The 19,517-nt window shown below is 68.4% G+C and carries 17 protein-coding genes and 1 pseudogene; 15 read left to right on the forward strand and 3 right to left on the reverse strand.

What is annotated here, in order from left to right; genetic code table 11:
* The first annotated feature begins 67 nt into the window (after positions 1–67).
* The 8 genes and pseudogenes from LO787_RS14600 (at position 68) to LO787_RS14635 (ending at position 8,690) form a co-directional block, all read left to right on the forward strand.
* On the forward strand, positions 68–2,263 hold the full coding sequence (locus LO787_RS14600) for a ParB/RepB/Spo0J family partition protein (RefSeq protein WP_338045375.1): 2,196 nt from the start codon (positions 68–70) through the stop codon (positions 2,261–2,263).
* A 368-nt stretch (positions 2,264–2,631) separates the two neighbouring features.
* The gene (locus tag LO787_RS14605) at positions 2,632–2,841 is read left to right on the forward strand and encodes a hypothetical protein (RefSeq protein WP_232491741.1); all 210 of its coding nucleotides are present in this window, start codon (positions 2,632–2,634) and stop codon (positions 2,839–2,841) included.
* A gap of 540 nt (positions 2,842–3,381) precedes the next feature.
* Complete coding sequence (locus LO787_RS14610; protein WP_232491742.1) at positions 3,382–3,702, forward strand: DUF736 domain-containing protein; 321 nt, start codon at positions 3,382–3,384, stop codon at positions 3,700–3,702.
* A 254-nt stretch (positions 3,703–3,956) separates the two neighbouring features.
* Positions 3,957–4,187 carry a helix-turn-helix domain-containing protein gene (locus tag LO787_RS14615; RefSeq protein WP_232491743.1) on the forward strand — a complete coding sequence of 77 codons (231 nt, stop codon included), beginning with the start codon at positions 3,957–3,959 and terminating at the stop codon, positions 4,185–4,187.
* Positions 4,184–4,789: a S26 family signal peptidase gene (locus tag LO787_RS14620; protein WP_232491744.1), complete on the forward strand. Its 606-nt coding sequence runs from the start codon at positions 4,184–4,186 to the stop codon at positions 4,787–4,789. The genes LO787_RS14615 and LO787_RS14620 overlap by 4 nt, the downstream gene beginning before the upstream one ends.
* 86 nt (positions 4,790–4,875) lie before the next feature.
* Positions 4,876–5,364, forward strand: a pseudogene (locus tag LO787_RS26240) (lytic transglycosylase domain-containing protein); the annotation flags it as partial.
* Between the two features lie 573 nt (positions 5,365–5,937).
* A complete protein-coding gene (locus tag LO787_RS14630) occupies positions 5,938–6,393 on the forward strand; it encodes a hypothetical protein (RefSeq protein WP_232491746.1) in 456 nt (151 codons plus the stop codon).
* Between the two features lie 251 nt (positions 6,394–6,644).
* The gene (locus LO787_RS14635) at positions 6,645–8,690 is read left to right on the forward strand and encodes a DUF3363 domain-containing protein (protein WP_232491747.1); all 2,046 of its coding nucleotides are present in this window, start codon (positions 6,645–6,647) and stop codon (positions 8,688–8,690) included.
* 122 nt (positions 8,691–8,812) lie between these two features.
* On the opposite strand, the gene LO787_RS14640 is transcribed toward LO787_RS14635, so the two are convergent.
* From LO787_RS14640 to LO787_RS14650, 3 genes are all read right to left on the reverse strand, one after another.
* Positions 8,813–9,502: a thermonuclease family protein gene (locus LO787_RS14640; protein WP_232491748.1), complete on the reverse strand. Its 690-nt coding sequence runs from the start codon at positions 9,500–9,502 to the stop codon at positions 8,813–8,815.
* 88 nt (positions 9,503–9,590) lie between these two features.
* Positions 9,591–9,866 (reverse strand): HU family DNA-binding protein, encoded by a 276-nt coding sequence (locus LO787_RS14645; protein ID WP_232491749.1) that lies wholly within the window; start codon positions 9,864–9,866, stop codon positions 9,591–9,593.
* A 150-nt stretch (positions 9,867–10,016) separates the two neighbouring features.
* Entirely contained in the window at positions 10,017–11,189 is a 1,173-nt protein-coding gene (locus tag LO787_RS14650; RefSeq protein WP_232491750.1) for a Ros/MucR family transcriptional regulator, read from the reverse strand.
* Between the two features lie 741 nt (positions 11,190–11,930).
* On the opposite strand from LO787_RS14650, the gene LO787_RS14655 reads away from it, so the two are divergent.
* The 7 genes from LO787_RS14655 to trbJ are packed head-to-tail and all read left to right on the forward strand — an operon-like array spanning position 11,931 to position 19,378.
* Entirely contained in the window at positions 11,931–13,982 is a 2,052-nt protein-coding gene (locus LO787_RS14655) for a conjugal transfer protein TraG (RefSeq protein ID WP_232491751.1), read from the forward strand.
* Positions 13,979–14,434, forward strand: a complete 456-nt coding sequence (locus LO787_RS14660; protein ID WP_338045376.1) for a CopG family transcriptional regulator — start codon at positions 13,979–13,981, stop codon at positions 14,432–14,434. The genes LO787_RS14655 and LO787_RS14660 overlap by 4 nt, the downstream gene beginning before the upstream one ends.
* Positions 14,431–15,429: a P-type conjugative transfer ATPase TrbB gene (gene trbB / locus LO787_RS14665; RefSeq protein WP_232491752.1), complete on the forward strand. Its 999-nt coding sequence runs from the start codon at positions 14,431–14,433 to the stop codon at positions 15,427–15,429. The genes LO787_RS14660 and trbB overlap by 4 nt, the downstream gene beginning before the upstream one ends.
* Before the next feature lies 1 nt (position 15,430).
* Positions 15,431–15,811 (forward strand): TrbC/VirB2 family type IV secretion system protein, encoded by a 381-nt coding sequence (locus LO787_RS14670; protein ID WP_232491753.1) that lies wholly within the window; start codon positions 15,431–15,433, stop codon positions 15,809–15,811.
* On the forward strand, positions 15,811–16,098 hold the full coding sequence (locus tag LO787_RS14675; RefSeq protein ID WP_232491754.1) for a VirB3 family type IV secretion system protein: 288 nt from the start codon (positions 15,811–15,813) through the stop codon (positions 16,096–16,098). Before LO787_RS14670 ends, LO787_RS14675 begins: the two co-directional genes overlap by 1 nt.
* Positions 16,092–18,611, forward strand: coding sequence for a conjugal transfer protein TrbE (gene trbE, locus LO787_RS14680; protein WP_232491755.1), 2,520 nt, complete (start codon positions 16,092–16,094; stop codon positions 18,609–18,611). Before LO787_RS14675 ends, trbE begins: the two co-directional genes overlap by 7 nt.
* Positions 18,608–19,378: a P-type conjugative transfer protein TrbJ gene (gene trbJ / locus LO787_RS14685; RefSeq protein ID WP_232491756.1), complete on the forward strand. Its 771-nt coding sequence runs from the start codon at positions 18,608–18,610 to the stop codon at positions 19,376–19,378. Before trbE ends, trbJ begins: the two co-directional genes overlap by 4 nt.
* Positions 19,379–19,517 lie beyond the last annotated feature (139 nt).

The following is a 19,517-nucleotide window of genomic DNA, read 5'->3' on the forward strand; positions in this document are numbered from 1 at the left end:
GGCCCGCTCGCGCCTCGCCGTTCGACCCGAACGGGCGAGCGGGCATCCACGACAAGGACTACGAACCATGAAACTCGCATTCATCGCGCTCGACAACCTCTCGGTCAGCAAGACCAACATGCGCTATGCGCGCAAGGCACCCGACGTTTCCGACATCCTGCCCACGGTGCGCGCACGCGGCGTGATCCAGCCGATCCTCGTCCGCCCCAACTGCGAAGCGGGCCATTACGAGATCGTGGCGGGATGTCGCCGCTTCCACGCCGCCCGGATCGTCGCGGACGAACGCGCCAAGGCGCGGGAAAGTGCCGAAACGCAGGCCGGACAGGAGATCGCAGGAACCGCCCCGATTTGTCCGGGTGACGATCCCGACGGGCTCGTCGCGCAGATTGCCTGCGCCATCCTCGAGGACGGCGACGATGCCGACGCCGTCGAGGCCTCCCTGATCGAGAACTGCGCGCGGCTCGAGCCCGACGAGGTCTCACGCTGGGAAGCCTTCATCCGGCTGGTGCGCGAAGGGCGCAAGCCCGCCGACATCGCGGCGACCTTCGGTCTGCCCGACCTCGCGGTCAAGCGTATCCTCGCGCTCGGCAACCTCCTACCGCGCATCCGCGAACTCTATCGCCGCGAGGAGATCGACGCGGCGACCGTGCGCCACCTGACCATGGCGTCCAAGAGCCAGCAGAAGGCCTGGCTGGCGCTGCTCGACGATCCCGACGGCTACGCCCCGACCGGCTTCCGCCTCAAGGGATGGCTCTTCTCGGGCCAGTCGATCCCGCTGCGCCATGCGCTGTTCGATGCACAGGCCAGCGGCCTCGCCTGTGTCGCCGACCTGTTCGGCGAGGACAGCTATTTCGTCGATGCCGATGCCTTCTGGGCGCTGCAGAACCGTGAGGTGGAAGCGCGCGCCGCCGCCTGCATCGAACAGGGCTGGAGCGATGCCGTGATCGTCCCGCCCGACACCCACTTCCACGCATGGGAATACGTCAAGACGCCCAAGCGCAAGGGCGGGCGCGTCTACCTCGACGTGTGCGCCAGCGGCGAGGTCGTGATCCACGAAGGCTATCTCTCGGCGCGCGAGGCGGCGCGGCAGGCGAAGGCGGCCAGTGCCGGGGGCAGTACTGGGATCGCGGCCGGAGACGGCGATGAGGGGACCGGCGGTCGTATGCCGAGCCCGGAGATCACCACCCCGACCCGCACCTATATCGACCTGCACCGCCATGCGGCACTGCGCGCGACGATGCTGGAGCGGCCCGGCGCGGCGCTGCGGCTCATGGTCGCGCATGCCATCGCCGGATCGCCGCTGTGGCGGGTATCGTGCGAGCCGCAGACCGCGCGCGGCGATGCCACACGCGAAAGCCTCGAGCAGAGCCGCGCCGAGGCGGTGTTCGACGAGCGGCGGCGCGCGGTGCTCGCGCAGATGGGCTTCGATACCGAGGAACCCAGCGTCACCGGAGGCAACGCCGGTCAGGGGCTGTGCGCTGTCTTCCGGCGCTTGCTGGCTCTGCCCGACCCTGCCGTGCTCGACATCGTCGCGGTCGTCATGGGCGAGACGCTGGCCGCCGGATCGCCCGCAACCGAGGCCGCAGGCGTCGAACTCGGCGTCTCGATGGCGACGTGGTGGCAGGCGGACGATGCCTTCTTCGAAACCCTGCGCGACCGCGAGGTGCTGCTGGCGATGCTCGCCGAAGTGGCGGGGCCCGACGTCGCCTCGGCCAACGCGGCCGAAAAGATCCGGACCCTCAAGACCATCATCCGCGATTATCTGGCCGGGACGAACGGGCGGGTCTGTCCCGAGGGCTGGGTGCCCCGCTGGATGGCCTTTCCGCCCAGCGCCTATACCGGACGCGGCGGCGTCGGCACGGTCGAGGCCCACGCCCTGGCCGCGCCAGAAGACGACGGTCCGAAGTTCCATGAGCCCAGCCCGGAATCCGATGCAGAAGCGGACGCGAAATCTGGTCCAGAAACCGGCCCAGAAACCGGCGCAGAAACTGGCGCGGAAATCCCGGAGGACGATCGCGCCGGGACCGGCAATGGCGCTGGCATCGGAACTGGCATCGAAACTGGCATCGAAACTGGCATCGAAACTGGCATCGAATCTGGTCATGCCGCGACTGACGGCATGGTCACGCCTCCCATCGAGGCGCCCGAAATGCAGGATGAAGGCGCTGGGTACAGCGCCGAAAGCGACACGGCGCCGGAAGGCGAGGGCCTCGCGGCGCAGTCTGACGGTTACCCGCCGGATAATCCGTCCCTCGCCGCCTGAGGCGGGGGCTTGTCGGTTCCTCCGGCCCACGGGCCGGGGGAATCGGAAGCCCGAGCCGATGCGCCGGAGACGGAAGGAAAGAATCAGGGAGGCTGAGACGGAAAGGACGAGGCGCGGCGCCATGCCGGGTCCCGTCCTTTCCGTGGATGTTGCGGACGATCGGGCCTCTTTCTTGCCGGATTTTCGGCGCGCTGCCCCGAAAAGATCGGCGGGCCGGAGCGCGGTCGGCGCCAGTCGGTAGCGCCCCGGCTTGTTGCGCCCCGGCGCGCCGGGCTCCCCTCCGAGCATCGGCCCGGTTGCCGTTTGCAGTTTGCCATTTGCCGTTTGTCATCCGGGGTGGCACAGGCGAGCGGCAGGGGCCAATAGACATGACGATACGCGATGACGTGGAAAAGCTGGTGGTGCGTCTCGCGCCGAGGCCCGTGTGCGACGAATGCGTTGCGCATACGCTGGGCCTGTCAATGCTTCATCACGTCGACCAGGCAACCCGCGAACTGGCCGGAAGCAACGGCTTCGAGCGCCGCAAGGACACCTGCAGCCTGTGCGGCGAGACACGTCCGGTCACAGCTCGCAACTGACTGGCCGCAATCGCCCGCCCCCATCTGATCGCCCGCAACTGACCGCCTGCAACGGCTTGGCGGCGCCTGCCTTCCCTATCCTGCCCCGGCATCTCCTGGCATGCCCCCGCCATGCCCCAACATGTCCCGACACCGGCGCGGCAGCGGCGTTCCGTCCGGGCGCGGCGGATCCTTTCCGGTGGGTGAAGGCGGTGGACTCCGGGCGTTGCCGATGGGGAGGCGGTGGCGTCTGATGCTGCGGCAGGGCGAGCGGCGTATGGTCGGCACCCAAGTCTCCTTGCCGTATGTCTCCGCACCCATTCCCGGCTCCAGGGGCATCGACCTGGAACGCTTGACGGTCCTGCCGAACCATCGCGCGCCGGGTTATTTCCCCGCCCGCGAGCGGGCTCCTCGCGGCCGCTTCGCTCTCAAATAACCCGGCCCGCTCCGGTCCTCCGCTCCGCTTCGGCCTGCGGTCAGCAGTCCCGCCCAATGCGTCCCGGACGGCGTGCCCATCGCCCGGAAATGGTCCGGAAAAAGCGATGATCAAGGAGAAGTTCAATGCCTGCCATCGGATACGTCACCCGCGAAGGCCGCAGCTTCAAGGGCCAGCTTCGCACCCTCTCGATCCGCGCCGAGATCGAGATCGCTCCCAACCCACGCAAGACCGCCGAATCCCATCCCGACTACCGCGTCGTCTCGGCCGGTGTCGAGGTCGGGGCAGGGTGGCTGCGCCGCTCGGAAGCCTCGGGCAACGACTACGTGTCGCTCAGCTTGGCCGCACCCGAATTCGGCCCGCGGCGCATCTACGCCAACCTGGGCCGGGCCGCCGGGCAGGACGACGAGGATGCCTTCGCGATCATCTGGAACCCCGCCGACTGATCGCCGTCCCCCGCGCCCGCCCGGGCGCGGGGGGCACATCGACCGGCGTCCCAAGGCGCAACGTTCGGCATCCCCAATCCCTCATCGGCAGCGACCCGGGCAGGTGGACATGCCCGCCGCAGGTCCGCCCGAAAGGGGGAGGGTCGGAATCGCGTATAGCCGATTGCGACCCTCCCCGGGCGGGGAAACGTGGGTCAGATCGAGTGTCCTTGGCGGGCGGCACGGGGCCGCCCGGATCGAAAGGACCGATATCCATGGACAGTGGCGACGAGATCGATCGCGCGCGCCGCGCGAAGCAGGGCTCACCCTTCCTCAACACCGAGCAGGCGGCCAGCTACCTCAAGATTTCTGCGCGCCTGCTGAAGCGGATGCGCCGACGCGGCGACGGGCCGATCTATCGGCGGCACAGCCGCTACGTGCAGTACCACATCGACGAGCTCGATGCCTGGAGTGTCGCCAACGCCGGGCGGGAGATTGCGCTATGAGCATCCACCGGACCTCCCTTGGGGAACGTCCACTGCTGTCATGGGGCACGGACCTGCGTGCTGCCCGTGCGCGCCGTCGCCGCCACCGCCGGCTGTGGCGGCGATACGGTCTCGCCCTCGGCCTGCTGGCAGCCGCCGTCAACTGGACGATCGTCTACCCGCCCGCACCGCGGCTGGTGTGGAATGCGAGTTCGAGCGCGCCGGTGGGCCTCTATTCCGTCGACCCTGGACCCCGCGTGAAGCCCTTTCATCGCGGCGATATGGTGATCGCGCGCCTGCCGCCGCCGTGGCGCGATCTGGCCGCATCGCGCCGCTACCTTCCCGCCAATGTGCCGCTGGTGAAGCGGGTCGCGGCAGCGTCGGGAGACGAGATCTGCGGGGCGGGCGACATGGTGCGGCTCAATGGCAGGCCGCTCGTCCGCAGGCTGGTGCGCGACCGTGCCCGGAGCATCCTGCCCTGGTGGAACGGATGCCTGCGGCTCGGCAGCGACGACTACCTGCTGGTGATGCCCGGTTCGGCATGGTCGTTCGACGGCCGCTATTTCGGGATCACGAAAGGCACCGAGATCATCGGTCTGGCGGACCTGCTTTGGGCGCGCTGACGGGCCTGCCGGGCCATGCCGCGTCGCGGCCCGGCGATCGGCAGATCACCTCGGTGCAGGACCCGGCACGGCGCTCGTCGCGACCCATGGCGCGAGGTGTCCTGCACCTTCGCCGGTTCGCCGCGACCATCGCGCTGGGGCTGGCGATCGTGCCGTGCGCAAGGGGCCAGGACATCGGTCGATGGCGGCCGCTCATTGCCGAAGCCTCGGCACGTTTCGATGTCCCGCCCGCGTGGATCGAGGCGGTCATGCGGGCCGAGAGCGGGGGACGTGCGACCATCGACGGCAGGCCGATCCGCAGCCCGAAAGGCGCGATCGGTCTCATGCAGCTCATGCCGGGAACCTGGGCGGAACTGCGCGGGCAGCTGCATCTGGGCGACGATCCCGACGAGCCGCGCGACAATATCCTTGCCGGCACCTACTATCTGCGCCTGCTCCACGACCGGTTCGGGTTCCCGGGGCTCTTCGCGGCGTACAATGCCGGGCCCGGCCGCTATGAACGGTTTCTCGCAGGCGGAACGCTCCCCGCCGAGACCCGCGCCTATCTTGGCAGGGTCACCCGGCGTACGGCGCCGGGAGGCGATGGCTGGCACAGGGCGCCCGCCGCAGGTCCACTACCGGCAACGACCCATAAGGCACTGCCGCATGGGGGGATGTGGCATGGATCGACCGGGGTGTTTCCCGCGGATCGCGCCAGGATTTCGGTCAGCGGTCCCGACGACATTGATGAAGCTGTGGAGGCGCGAGACCGACGGCGCGGCGAACTGGCGCGAACCGACCCTGACGGCGTCGCGACGGTCTTTGCTGTGGTGGCCGGAAAAGCCCCTGCGACAGGATCGACGAAGTGGGCGGATGAGGGCGCGCCTCCGGGCACGAAACCGGATCCGCTCTTTGCGATACGTCGGCCGCGAGGTTCCGATGTCGCGCCCTGACGAGAGGGGGGAAAGCTCGTCAGTCACCTCCCAGTGTGACGGGCGCCGCGCCGCCTATCAAGGCCCGCGGGTACCCCCCAATTTGCTGCGCAAATCGGTTCCCCCCACGTCCGCTTCGCGGCTCTTCGCTTCGCTCATCGGCCCTGACAGCCGGCGCGGCGCCCGTCTCGGGAGGGTTGTTCCCACTACCGGGAACGGTCACTCGAGGAACGTGTCATGCATATCGATCGCATCATCCCGTCCGTTACCACCCGCAGCGATCCGGTCACTCGGACCGGGCACCGCAACCCTGTCTGGGAAGCCCTGGTCCATGGTCTCGAGATCGAGTTCGGCACCGGGGTCTCGCGCGCACTGGCGCAGCGGTTTCTCGACGCGGAGGAATGCGATTTCCTGTGGCAGGCAAGGGTCGGCGAACGCTGGCTGGGCCGCTACGAATGTGCCTTCGACGATGGCCACGATAGCGACTGCGACGAGGATGGCGGCCGGGTCGAACTCGACCGGATTGCGGTCCTGGGCACCGGCCCGGGAACGACCGGGCAGGCCGGCAGTGCACAGGCCTGGTACGTCGCCACGCTCATCGTCGATGGCGAAGGCGATCCGCACGGGGTCATCGGTCACCGGGCCTACGCAGACCGGATCGAAGCGGAGCGGGCCTGGGTTCGGGCCGGGTGAGGTCCCGGTCTCCAGGAGGCGGTGTCCACGCGGCACCGCCTTCTCGTATGGCGGCGGGACAGGAAGCGACAGGGGAAAACGGGGAGCGGAAAAGGGGCGACAACAAGATAAAAGCTGTGTCTCTTCGAGCCAGCAACTTTTTGTCTGCACATCGTTTTTCAGGGAGACAGGCGCGGCTCGCACGGACCGCTACGAGATTGCCCGCGGCGAGACTGCCCGATGCGAGACCGCCTCGGGTCGGTGCATCCGCGATGGGTGACGACGATTTCGAACCGCGCCTGGGCCGTCAGGGCAGCGCGGACAAGGGCGCGCGCCGCTATGCCGGCCGCGTCGCTGTGTCTGCCGGGCTCCATGCCGGGATCGACAGGCGCTCAGGCTCCCGTTTCAGCGGACGCCGGATCGGGCGGGGCGCGAGCGTCGGGCGACTGCTCTCGACCCGCGATTCCCTCTCCTCGCTTCGCGCAAGGCGGGTTGTGGTGAAGACCAGCCTGGTGCGCCTGCGCGGTAGGGGCCTGGGGGCGGCGCGGGCGCACTTGCGCTACATCCAGCGCGACGGTGTGACCCGCGACGGCAATCCGGGCGACCTCTACGGGCCCGAACAGGGTGGCGGAGACCGCCTTGCGATGACTGGGCAGGGCCATCGGCCGGGTTCTGGATCAGGGCTAGAGCCAGGCTTGGAATCAGATCGAGTGACTGAGGGGATCGATGGCCGCGATTTTCTCGCCCGCTGCCAGGATGACCGCCATCAGTTCCGTTTCATCGTCTCGGCCGAGGACGGGGATCGCTACGAGGACCTGAAACCGCTCGTCCACCGCCTGATGCGCGAGGTCGGCAAGGACCTGGGGACCGAGCTCGACTGGGTCGCCGTCGACCACCACAATACCGGCCATCCCCATACACACATCGTCGTGCGCGGCGTGGACGACAAGGGCAAGGACCTCGTCATCGCGCGCGAGTACATCGCCCACGGCCTGCGCGAACGGGCGATCGAGATGGTGACGCGCGATCTCGGGCCAAGGCTCGACCACGAGATCGAGGCGCGGCTAACCCGGGAAGTGGATCAGGAACGGCTGACGTCGATCGACCGCCGCCTGCTCGCGCGCATGGACGCGGATCGCCGTGTCATGCCGCGGGGCGGCGATCCGGTGTTCCATGCTCTCGATTCCGGACGGCTGCAGACCCTTGCCCGCATGGAATTGGCCGAGCCGGCGGGCGGCGCCGCATGGCGCCTGAGCGAGGACATGGAAGCGAGCCTGCGCGCCATGGGAGAGCGCGGCGACGTGATCCGCCTGATGCAGCGCGAGATGACCCGCCTGCGCCTCGAGCGTGAGCAGCAGATCCACACCCCGGATGCCGGCCCCCTGGTAGGCCGGGTCGTTGCCCGCGGGCTCGCGGACGAACACCGCGATCGCCATTACCTCATCGTGGACGGCGTCGATGGCCGCTCGCACTACCTCGATATTGGTGCCGGAAGTGCGAACGATGCCTTGCCTTCGGGCGCGCTTGTCCGCGTGGTCCCGCTCGAGGCCAGGGTACGCGAGGTTGATCGCACCATCGTTGCTGTCGCGGCCGGCAACCGCGGCCGCTACTCGCAGCGCGCGCACCTGCGCCACGATCCCGGCGCGACCTATGCCTTTGCGGAGACCCATGAACGACGCCTCGAAGCGATGCGGCGGGCGGGGCTTGCCGGGCCGCGCGAGGTCGATGGCAGCTGGGCGATCAGCGCCGATCATCTCGCCAGGGCGCAGAGGTTCGAAGAGCTGCGGTTGCGCGAGCGTCCGGTCGCGATCGAAGTGCTCGCCGCGCGCCCCCTGGCCGAGCTGGCGCGGGGCGAGGGCGTGACCTGGCTCGATCGCGAGCTCGCGCAGCCCTCGGTTGCGGGTGTGCGCGAGGGCGGTTTCGGTCAGGAGGTGCGAAGCGGGCTGGCGGCACGTCGCCAGTGGCTGATCGAACAGGACCTGGCGTCCGATGGTCCCAACGGTTTCGGGATGCGCCGCGATGCGCTGGCGCAGCTCCAGCGCCGTGAACTGGTGCGGCTCGCTTCGGGGCTGGCCCGCGAGCTCGACAAGGACTTCGCCGAGGCACGGGTCGGCACCCGGATCGAGGGACGGATCGCCCGGCGTGTCGAGGGATTGTCGGCGAGCTATGCGCTCGTCGAGAAGTCGCGCGAATTCACGCTCGTGCCCTGGCGGCCCGTTCTCGAGAAGCAGATCGGCAAGGAAGGCGGCGGATTGATGCGCGAGGGCGGCATCAACTGGCAGTTCGGCAAATCGCGCCAGGGGCCGGAAATCAGCTGAGCGGCGAACAGGAAGTTGAGTGTCGGATGTAGAAATGCCGGATGTCGGATGCCAGATCTCCGGGGCGGGCCGGCGGCGGAGTGCATGGAAAGCGCCGATGCCGCTTGGTGGGACGCGCGGTGTCAGCGCCGCTGGCGATAGGGCTCGCAGGCGATGCCGTCTCCGTCGCCGTCGAGGCGTGGATTGTATCCGGGCTCACCGCGATGGACCGGCGCGGCGCCTGCCGCACGCGCCTGCGCGCAGCTCTGCCACATGGCGCCCTGAGGTCCGGTCTTCGGCTGGCTCCGCGTGAATGGTGCCGGGCGCGCCGCGGTAGCGGGCCGGACAGGGCCGGCGTCGTCACTGCGGGGGTGCGCAGCGCGATAAGCGTTGGGCATTTCGAATTGCGAGCCCCAGATACCGGCACGCGCCGCCTTGCTCGCGGCTTGCCGGTCGAGGTAGGCGGTCGGCGCGTCCTCGAGCACGACAGCAAGGCCACGGGCCACCATTTCCAGGGCGACGTCGAGACCGCCCTGCCTGCAGGTCGCGACGGTTCGCCCGTAGACGTCTCGCGCATGCGCCTCGCAGCTCACGCCTCGACCATCGACCAGGGTGCGCAGAGCGACGGCAGCATCCTTGCCGCAGCTCCAGTTGGCGATGCCGTCCCGACAGGTCTGGCGATACTCGGGGGCGTCGATGCCGAAGAGGCGGATCTCGCGGTCACCGACCTGGAGCGAATCGCCGTCGATCGCACGGGCGAGGCCCGTCACCTCTTCGGCCCGGATGGCGGGCGCCGCGAGCAGCAGCAGGGAACCTGTGAGGAAACGAAACATCGCCGGTGACTTCCTCCGATCCGATCCTGTTCAGGCCACGGCGTCGGCGAGCCCGGTTCGCGTTCGCGCGAACCGGGCTCGCCAGGCTTCAGCCGTTCAGCTTGTCCTTGACCGCCTTGGCTGCGATGAAGGACAGCTTTTTCGAAGCCTTGATGGTCATGGCCTCGCCGGTCTTGGGATTGCGGCCTTCGCGTTCGGGCGAATCCTTCACCTTGAATTTTCCGAAGCCGTTGAGCGCAATTTCCTCGCCCCTGGCGGCGGCGTCGCCGATCGCGGCGAAGACGGCATCGACGATCGAACGCGCATCGGCTTTCGAGATACCGGCGGCACCGGCAACGGTGTCGGCGAGGTCGTTGTTGTTCATGTCTTTCTTCCTGTCTGCATTGAGGCCAGCGAAATCCCGCGCCGGTGAAGCCGGTCCCGATCTCGCTGGGGGCAAGCGCGATAGCGCGGCGAAGCGAGTGTGTCTTGCACGATCACCGACGGGCAACGCGCGCGCCAAGGGGGCGGCGGATCAGGCCTTCGGTGGTTTACCGGTCCGTTTTTCGGTCGCAGCGGCTTCAGCTCTGGGCCGGGCCATGCGCACCGTGCGCTTCCTTGCGGGCTTCGTCTTCGCCCCTTCCGCCGGGGAGGCCGTATCGGGAACCACCGCGGCCGGCGGGGATGCGACCTCGGCTGGCACCGGTGGCGCGGCTGCCGGGGCGATCGCACGCTTCGGCCGGCCGGCGCGGGTCGGCTTGGCGGGGGGACCATCAGTCGCTGCCGGAGCGGCCGGAGGTGTCGCCGACGCCGTAGCCGGAGAGGCGGCGCGGCCCCTGCCTTTGCCCCCCTTGACCGCCGGGGCTACGGCAGCCTCGCCGGGCTTTGCCGCAGCGACCTTCGACGGATTTTCCGCACGGGCTTGGCGCGGCTTCCTGACCGGAACGGCTACGGCCGCAGGCGCCGTCGCGGCACCATCGATCGGCGGTGTCGCTGCGGGGGCAGGGGTGGGCCCGGCTTCGGCGGGTGTTTTGGCTGCCGCGGATTTGCGGGGCGGGGTGCGGGTCCGCGATGCTGTCTTGGGCGCCGGCGGTGTTGCGGCGGCCTTGGGCGTCCGCCTGCCAGCCGGCGAAGACGAGGCTTTCCCTTCATCCTTTCCTACAGCCTTCACTGCGGCCTTCGCGACAGGTGCATCGGGTATGACGGTTCCGGGGGCGGCGGTTTCGGCTCCGGCGACGCTTGCTTCCGGCACCCGTGGTTCCGATACAGGCGCTTCCGTTACCGGTGCCGCAGCGGCCTGCGCCCTGCCACGCCTGCCCAGCCCGATGGTCTTGGCGATTTCCCGACGCCGGTCCGCGAAGCTTGGTGAGACCATGGGATAGCTGTCGGGCAGGCCGTAGCGGTCGCGATAGGCCTGCGGCGTGAGGCCATGCCTGGCGAGGTGACGTTTCAGGGTCTGGTACGGCTTGCCGTCGATGAGGCTGAGGATGTGGTTCGGGTTCGCGAGGCTCTTTCGCACCGAGACGGCGGGCGTATGCACTTCGACGGGCTCTTCGGCCTGTGCAGGCGCATCCGGCGCCTCCAGTACCGCGCGCGTCGAGCGGATCAGGTCGGCTAGATCTGCTGGCGCGACCGTGTTGTTGCTGAGGTATGCGCTGAGCAGTTCGACAGTAAGCGCGGTGACGTCGGAATGTTCGGTGTCGGCCATGGCAATGGTACCTCTGATCGCGTGCCCGGAACGAAGGTCATGGGCTGCGCGATTCGCGATGTAAATACGGGCAGGTCAAATACTTGCCGCTACTCGCTCCGGATGATCCGCGCGCGCGGCCTGGATAAGGATTCTTCCTGCAGTCGCCGGGCTGGCCCGCTTCATCTGAGGGCTGCGGCGAATTCGGTAAGGTGCAGTCCGATGTTATGGCCTCGTGAAGCATTCGTTCAGTGTGGAGCCTTCGACTTTCCATTGCACCAGCGGATGCTTCCCTCGACGTCTCGACCGCGGCGAGTGGCGTGCGGGCTGACAGGATCTCGGCATCATGCGCAGTGACGGACGAAGGCCGCCATGGCGCGCCGCGATCGAACAGCCTGGTCCATTCCGAGCGATGACGAATCGTCGATGATGAACTGATTTGGCTCGGCGCCCGCGTCACGGACTGGTCGCCGCGTCGCCGCGTGGCGGGTGACCGGCGGCGGATTGGCAACCTTCCTGCCCTATGCGTGCCACCTGCCTCCACGCGAGAATCCGCCGTCGGATGCGCGAATCGTGTCGCCTGGATCGGGCTGCATTTCCGCTCTCCCATCCTTGGGAACGCGGCCGCGCCGGCGGCGACGGTTGCGAAAGTCCCCCGAGAGGCACCCCACGGCACCTGCCGATATCTGTCGCCGCGAGCCGGACTGCGGGAGTCTTCAGGCCGGTTCGATCGGCTGGCGCTGATCGCCGCTGGAGGCACCCGTGACACCGACCAAGCTCCTCATCGGCCAGTTCGTCGTCGTGCTCGCGATCATCGTCGCCGGCATCTGGTTCGCGACGCAGTGGGCGGCCTCGGCGCTCGCCTACCAGCCCGAACTGGGCGCACCCTGGGGCCACATCGCCGGTATCCCGGTCTATGCCCCCTGGGCGCTGTTCGTGTGGTGGTTCCAGTTCGATGCCTACGCGCCGCTGGTCTTTGACGAAGCCGGAGCGATCGCGGCCGCCAGCGGTCTCGTCGGCTGCGGCGCGGCAGTGGCGGGATCGCTTTGGCGGGCGCGCCAGCGAGGCCACGTCACCACCTACGGCTCCGCGCGCTGGGCGACGCACGGCGATGCACGAAAGGCCGGGCTCCTCGTCGAGCGCGGCGTGTTCCTGGGACGGCTCGGCGCCCGGTACCTGCGCCATGACGGCCCGGAGCATATCATGGCCTTCGCGCCGACCCGCTCGGGCAAGGGCGTCGGCCTGGTCGTGCCGACATTGCTGGGGTGGACCGGTTCCGCCGTCATCCACGACATCAAGGGCGAGAACTGGAACCTGACCGCGGGCTGGCGATCGCGGTTCTCGCACTGCCTCCTGTTCAACCCGACCGACATGCGCTCGGCGCGCTACAATCCTCTCCTCGAGGTCCGGCGCGGTGCCAACGAAGTGCGCGATGTCCAGAACATCGCGGACATCCTGGTCGATCCCGAAGGCGCCCTCGAAAAGCGCAGCCACTGGGAGAAGACGAGCCATTCGCTGCTGGTCGGCGCGATCCTCCACATCCTCTACGCCGAGAGCGAAAAGACCCTCTCGCGGGTCGCGACCTTCCTCTCCGATCCCCAGCGGCCCTTCGAAGCGACGCTTCGCGCGATGATGTCGACGAACCATCTCGGAAACGCCGAGATGCCCAGGGTTCACCCGGTCGTGGCATCGGCCGCGCGCGAGGTCCTCAACAAGTCGGTCAACGAACGCTCGGGCGTCCTCTCCACGGCGATGTCGTTCCTGGGGCTCTATCGCGACCCCACGGTTTCCGCCGTGACCGCAGCGTCGGACTGGCGCATCGCCGATCTCGTCGAAGGCGAATATCCCGCCTCGCTCTATCTGGTGGTGCCTCCTTCCGACATCAGCCGCACCAAGCCGCTCATCCGCCTGATCCTCAACCAGATCGGTCGGCGCCTCACCGAGGAACTGCATGGCGCGAGCGCGCGAGGGGATGTCGGCTCGCCGCGGCACAAGCTCCTGCTCATGCTCGACGAATTCCCCGCGCTTGGCCGCCTGGACTTCTTCGAGACCAGCCTGGCGTTCATGGCCGGATACGGCGTGCGCGCTTTCCTCATTGCCCAGAGCCTCAACCAGATCGAGAAGGCCTACGGCGAGCACAACGCCATTCTCGACAACTGCCATGTCCGCGTTGCCTTCGCGAGCAACGACGAGCGGACCGCCAAGCGCATTTCCGATGCCCTTGGCACCGCGACCGAACAGCGAGCGATGCGCAACTATGCCGGGCACCGGCTCGCTCCCTGGCTCGCCCATGTCATGGTCAGCCGGCAGGAGACCGCCCGCGCGCTGCTGACCCCGGGGGAGGTCATGCAGTTGCCGCCTTCCGAGGAACTGGTTCTGGTCTCCGGCATGCCGCCGATCCGGGCGGGCAAGCTGCGCTATTACGAGGACCCGGTATTCTCCTCGCGGGTCACGTCGCCGCCGACGCTGGGCGAGCGCGGGTTCGCCGACCGTCCCGCGAACCGCGCGCACGACTGGGCCGGCGAGAGCCGCGCGGTCGATCCCCGCCTGGTCCTGCCGGGCGATACCGTAACGCCTGCCGACGATGGCGGGCGTGACGAAGCGGTTGAGCCCGAACAGGAAATGACCCCGCCGCCCGCGCCGCCGCCGGCCACCGATGCGCTGGGTTTCGATCAGGAGGTGGACGATCCCGCCGCCGACAAGCGCGGCATGGATCAGGCCGCCCAGAACCGTCTGGCGCGCGTCACCTATGCCGTCGAGCACGCCGAGGGCTTTGCCACGAGCCGGCCCAGCACCATGGAGCTGGACCTGTGAGCGTGAAGGGCAAGGTCCGCCACCAGCTGTTCCTGTCGCAGGCGCTCAGCGACCGTTTCCTCGCCTTTGCCGCGCGGCCCGGCGTGTCGCGCTCCGATCTCCTCGCGACTGCCCTGGAAGACTGGCTGGGCCGGAAGGACCGTTGCGACCTCGACGACCGCTTCGGTCCGCGCCTCGACCGGGTGATCGCGCTGCTCGATCGTTTGGTGCGCGACAGCCATATCGAGCTTGAAACGCTGGCGCTCTTCATCCGCTACGAGCTCGCGATCAATCCGCCGCTCGCGGACGACGACCATGCACGCCGCGCCGCCGGGGCCGTGCGCTTCGAGGCATTTCTCACCCAGGTGGCGCGCAGGGTTGCATCGGGCGATCGCACCCTCGAGGCGCGCAGGACGGGCGACAGCACCGGCGCCGGCATGGCACCATCCGTGAACGGGGGCCCCGCACGATGAGCGGGAATCCTCCCGAGACCCTTTCGGCGGTACGTCGGCGCGCCATGCTGCGCAGCGCGATGGGGCCTGCGATCGAGGCGGCGCTGGGCGATCCGCACGTCGTCGAGATAATGGTCAATCCCGATGGCATGCTGCGCCTCGACGTGCTGGGGCAGGGCGTAGTGGCGACCGGGACCTGGCTCGCGCCCGACCAGGTCGAACGCATCGTGCGGCTCGTCGCCACCCATGCGCGCAGCGAGGTCCACGGCGATCGCCCCATCGTTTCCGCGGAATTGCCGGCGCACGGGCAGGGCGCGGGCGAGCGTTTCGAGGGCATCCTGCCGCCGGTATCGCTGGGGCCGTGCTTCGCGATCCGCAAGCCGGCTTCGCGCATCCACGCACTCGGCGATTACGTGGCAGGTGGCATCGTCTGCGCACAAGGTGCCGCTATGTTACGCGATGCCGTCCGGATGCGGCGCAACATTCTCGTCGTCGGCGGCACCAGCTCGGGCAAGACCACGCTTGCCAATGCGCTGCTCGCCGAACTCGCCGCGACCGACGAGCGGGTGGTGCTGATCGAGGACACCCGCGAGTTGCAGAGCCCCGCGCCTGATACCGTGGCGCTGCGCACACGCGCCGGCGTCGTCACCATCGGCGATCTCGTCCGGTCGACGCTGCGGCTCCGGCCGGACCGGATCATCGTGGGCGAAGTGCGCGGACCCGAGGCGCTCGACATGCTCAAGGCCTGGAACACCGGGCATCCCGGCGGCATCGCCACCATTCACGCCAATGGCGCCGCCGCAGCCCTGCACCGGATCGAGAGCCTTGTCCAGGAAGCGGTCGTCACAGTGCCGCGCCGGCTGATCGCCGAGGCCATCGATCTCGTCGTGTTCCTGTCCGGCCGCGGCACCGCGCGCCGGATCACCGCCATCGCGCATCTCGACGGGCTCGACCCGGCGAGCGGCGATTACCGCCTGACCGACCTTCTTCCACCCCTCGACGAACAGGAGACATGACATGACAGCACCGCGATTCCATTCGCTCCGCGCCCATTCCGCGGCCGCACAGCTCGGCCTAGAGCGGCTCACCTTCCACCGGCTGACCCCCGCGGCGCTCGCCGCCACGCTGGCCGCCTCGCTGCCCGGCCGTGCATGGGCTTCCGGCGCCGGAATGCCGTGGGAGGAGCCGCTCGAGCAGGTCCTGGAATCGGTCCAGGGCCCGGTGGCCAAGATCGTCGCGGTGATCATCATCATCGTCACCGGCCTGACGCTGGCCTTCGGCGAGTCGGCCGGGGGCTTTCGCCGACTGATCCAGATCGTCTTCGGGCTGTCGATCGCCTTTGCCGCTTCCAGCTTCTTCCTCTCGTTCTTCAGCTTCGGCGGCGGAGCGCTGGTCTGATGCCAGGCGGTGCGACGCAGGGCGGCGGCCAGCACGTGGAGGGGTACGAAGTGCCTATCCATGCCAGTCTCGGCGCGCCGCTGTTGCTCGGCGGCGCACCGCGCGGGATCGCCATCGTCAACGGCACACTCGCCGCAGCCGTTGGCCTCGGCCTGCAGCAGTGGCTGGCCGGTGCGCTGATCTGGGCGGCGGGGCACAGCCTCGCCGTCCTCGCGGCCCGCCACGACCCCGATTTCGCGCCCGTCCTGCTGCGCCATCTCCGCCAGAAGGGATACCTTGCATGCTGAACCTTTCGGAATACCGGGCACGCCCCGGTCGGCTTGCCGATCATCTGCCCTGGGCCGCGCTCGTCGCGCCGGGGGTCGTGCTGAACAAGGACGGCAGCTTCCTGCGCGTCCTCGAATTTCGCGGCCCGGACATGGAATCCGCCACCGAGCATGAGCTCGTTTCCATCGCCGCCCGCATGAACAACGTGCTACGCCGTTTTGGCTCTGGCTGGGCGCTGTTCTTCGAGGCCGAGCGCCGCGAGGCGAACCGCTACCCCGACGATGCATTTCCCGATGCCGCAAGCTGGCTGGTCGAGCAGGAACGCCGTGCCGCGTTTCTCGCCGCGGGCATGCATTATGAAAGCGCCTATTACCTCGGCCTGACCTGGCTGCCGCCTGCCGACAGCCAGGATGCGGCGGGTCGCCGACTGGTCGAGCGGGCGGACGATGCGAGGGGCAGGGACTGGCGGGAGGAACTCGCGGGCTTCGTCGCCGAGACGGACCGCGCGCTCGATCTCCTGTCCGGTTTCATGCCCGAAGTCCGCGGGCTCACCAGCGCGCAGCTCCTGACTTATCTGCACGGCACGATCTCCGAGAGGCACCATGGCGTCGCCGTTCCCGAAACGCCGATGTACCTCGATGGCCTGCTCGTGGACACGTCGCTGGTCGGCGGGCTTGAACCCAGGCTGGGTGATCTGCACTTGCGCACCGTCTCGGTGCTCGGGTTTCCCAATGTCAGCCGTCCCGGCATCCTCGATGCGCTCAACCATCAGGACTTCGCCTATCGCTGGGTCACGCGCTTCGTCGCGCTCGACAAGGCGGATGCCACCAAGGTCCTGAGCTCGCTGCGCCGGCAATGGTTCAACAAGCGCAAGTCGCTGACCGCGATGCTGCGCGAGGTCCTGTACAACACGCCCGCCCAGCTGCTCGACAGTGATGCCGACAACAAGGTGCTCGATGCCGACCTGGCGCTCCAGTCGCTCGGCGGCGATCATGTCGCTTTCGGGTACCTGACGACGACGATCACCCTGACCGACGCGACCCGTGATGGCGTCGAGGCCAAGATGCGCAGCGTCGAGCGCATCCTGGGCAGTCTCGGCTTCACCACGATCCGTGAGAGGATAAATGCCGTGGAGGCGTGGCTGTCCTCGCTGCCGGGCCATGTCTACGCCAACGTGCGCCAGCCGCTGGTCCACACCCTGAACCTGGCGCATCTGATGCCGCTGTCCTCGGTCTGGGCGGGCCCGGCGCGCAACGAGCACCTTGGCGGTTCACCGCTGCTGCATGCGCAAACCGCTGGATCGACGCCGTTCCGGCTGTGCACTCATGTCGGCGACGTCGGTCACATGCTGATCGCTGGACCGACCGGAGCGGGCAAATCGGTCCTGCTCGCGCTCATGGTCCTGCAGTTTCGCCGTTATCGCGATGCGCAGGTCTATATCTTCGACAAGGGCTTTTCGGCGCGCGCCGCTGTCCTGGCCTGCGGGGGTGCGCACCACGCCCTGGGACTGGGAGGACGCGGCGGCGGGCACCGCGACGAGCCCGGTCGGGATGGTGGGGATCCGCACGAAGGGGACGGAGATGGCGATTTTCCCATCGCGTTCCAGCCCCTGCGCGATATCGATGAACCGTCCCAGCGTGCCTGGGCGGCAGAGTGGATCGCGGGTCTGCTGACGCAGGAGAACGTGACCCTGACCCCCGAGATCAAGGACCAGATCTGGTCGGCGCTCGGCAGTCTCGCGAGCGCGTCGGCGGACGAGCGGACCATCACCGGCCTTACGCTGATGCTGCAGTCGAACGCGCTGCGCACCGCGCTCTCGCCCTACACGATCGACGGGCCCTACGGGGCTTTGCTCGATGCGGCCGAGAACGGGCTGCGCTTCGCCGAAATCCAGTGCTTCGAGACCGAGGCGCTGATGGGCCATCCCGGTGTCGTCGCGCCGGTCCTGAGCTATCTGTTCCACCGCCTCGAGGAACGATTCGACGGAAGGCCGACGCTGCTGGTGCTCGACGAGGCCTGGATATTCCTTGACCACCCGCTCTTCGCCGCGCGCATCCGCGAATGGTTGAAAGTCCTGCGCAAGCGCAACGTGTCGGTGGTCTTCGCGACCCAGAGCCTGAGTGATGTCGCAAACTCGACGATCGCCCCGGCCGTGCTCGAAAGCTGCCCCCAGCGCATCCTGCTGCCCAACGACCGGGCGTTCGAACCGCAGAGCCGGGAAACCTACCAACGCTTCGGGCTGAATGCGCGGCAGATCGAACTGATCGCCCGCGCGGCGCCCAAGCGCGAATACTATTTGCAATCCGCGCGCGGCAACCGGCTCTTCGAACTGGGGCTGGGCGACGTCGCGCTGGCCCTGTGCGGGTCTTCCGCCCCGCAGACGCAGGCTCTGATCGACCGGCTTTTGGCAGCCCATGGCCGGGACCATTTCCTCGCCCGCTTTCTCGAAAGCCGGGGCCTGGTGTGGGCTGCCGAGCTCGGCGCCGTGTTTTCGCGCAATTCCCCACCTTCCAGCCAAGGAGAAGACCAGTGACGCTGAAATCCCTCGTCGCCGCACGCCCCACGCCGCTCACCGCATGGCCCGCACTGGCATTCCTCGCAGCCGTTGCCGGGGCCAGCATAACGGTCGGTTGCGCCTTGCGCAGCGAACCGGCCCATGCGCTCGTCGTCTACGATCCGTCGAACTATGCACAAAATGTACTTACTGCCGCGCGCACGCTGCAGCAGGTCAATAATCAGATCAAGTCGCTGCAGAACCAGGCGCAGAGCCTGATCAACCAGGGCAAGAACCTTTCCACCATCAGCTTTCCCGAGCTGCAGACGCTGACCCAGACGCTGCGGCAGATCGACAGCCTGATGGGCAGGGCACAGGGCATTCAGTTCCGCGTCGCCGATGTCGACAGCCAGTTCAGCCGGCTCTACCCCGATGCCTTCGCGCGCTCGCTCAAACTCGACGCGCACGTCACGGCGGCGCGTTCGCGTCTCGAAGCGCAGGTCTCCGCCTACCGCGAGACGGCGGGCATCCAGGCCCAGATCGCCGAGAACATCGAGAGCGACAGGACCGCGCTCGCGACCTTCGTCGAGCGCAGCCAGGGCGCCGAAGGATCGCTTCAGGCGCAGCAGGCCACCAACCAGCTGCTCGCGCTCGTCGTCAAGCAGCAGCTTCAGGTCCAGCAAATGATGGCCGCGCAGTATCGCGCCCAGACCCTCGACGGCGCCAACGGAACCCAGGCCCAGGCCGAGGCCCAGAATGCCACCAGGCAGTTCCTCGGCAGTGGCACCGCCTACACGCCGAAGTGATCCACCGCTTGGGTCGACGGCGAGCTTCGGGTGCCGGCGATGACGCATGGCGCGAGGCTTCCGGCGACCGCGCGACCTTGCGGCGACGGTAATCCCCAGCCGTCGCCGCGTCGCGGGGGTGGCCGCTGCCTCCCCGGCT

The sequence above is a fragment of the Novosphingobium kaempferiae genome (assembly GCF_021227995.1).
GTDB classification, from domain to species: Bacteria; Pseudomonadota; Alphaproteobacteria; order Sphingomonadales; family Sphingomonadaceae; genus Novosphingobium; species Novosphingobium kaempferiae.

What these genes read in the sequence shown, in the direction of transcription:
- LO787_RS14645 (WP_232491749.1), bottom strand. Translation starts at nt 9,866, where the DNA reads ATGAACAACAACGACCTCGCCGACACCGTTGCCGGTGCCGCCGGTATC.
- LO787_RS14675 (WP_232491754.1), top strand. Translation starts at nt 15,811, where the DNA reads ATGCCAGGCGGTGCGACGCAGGGCGGCGGCCAGCACGTGGAGGGGTAC.
- LO787_RS14605 (WP_232491741.1), top strand. Translation starts at nt 2,632, where the DNA reads ATGACGATACGCGATGACGTGGAAAAGCTGGTGGTGCGTCTCGCGCCG.
- LO787_RS14600 (WP_338045375.1), top strand. Translation starts at nt 68, where the DNA reads ATGAAACTCGCATTCATCGCGCTCGACAACCTCTCGGTCAGCAAGACC.
- LO787_RS14630 (WP_232491746.1), top strand. Translation starts at nt 5,938, where the DNA reads ATGCATATCGATCGCATCATCCCGTCCGTTACCACCCGCAGCGATCCG.
- LO787_RS14610 (WP_232491742.1), top strand. Translation starts at nt 3,382, where the DNA reads ATGCCTGCCATCGGATACGTCACCCGCGAAGGCCGCAGCTTCAAGGGC.
- LO787_RS14650 (WP_232491750.1), bottom strand. Translation starts at nt 11,189, where the DNA reads ATGGCCGACACCGAACATTCCGACGTCACCGCGCTTACTGTCGAACTG.
- trbE (WP_232491755.1), top strand. Translation starts at nt 16,092, where the DNA reads ATGCTGAACCTTTCGGAATACCGGGCACGCCCCGGTCGGCTTGCCGAT.
- trbB (WP_232491752.1), top strand. Translation starts at nt 14,431, where the DNA reads ATGAGCGGGAATCCTCCCGAGACCCTTTCGGCGGTACGTCGGCGCGCC.
- LO787_RS14640 (WP_232491748.1), bottom strand. Translation starts at nt 9,502, where the DNA reads ATGTTTCGTTTCCTCACAGGTTCCCTGCTGCTGCTCGCGGCGCCCGCC.
- LO787_RS14620 (WP_232491744.1), top strand. Translation starts at nt 4,184, where the DNA reads ATGAGCATCCACCGGACCTCCCTTGGGGAACGTCCACTGCTGTCATGG.
- LO787_RS14615 (WP_232491743.1), top strand. Translation starts at nt 3,957, where the DNA reads ATGGACAGTGGCGACGAGATCGATCGCGCGCGCCGCGCGAAGCAGGGC.
- LO787_RS14635 (WP_232491747.1), top strand. Translation starts at nt 6,645, where the DNA reads ATGGGTGACGACGATTTCGAACCGCGCCTGGGCCGTCAGGGCAGCGCG.
- LO787_RS14670 (WP_232491753.1), top strand. Translation starts at nt 15,431, where the DNA reads ATGACAGCACCGCGATTCCATTCGCTCCGCGCCCATTCCGCGGCCGCA.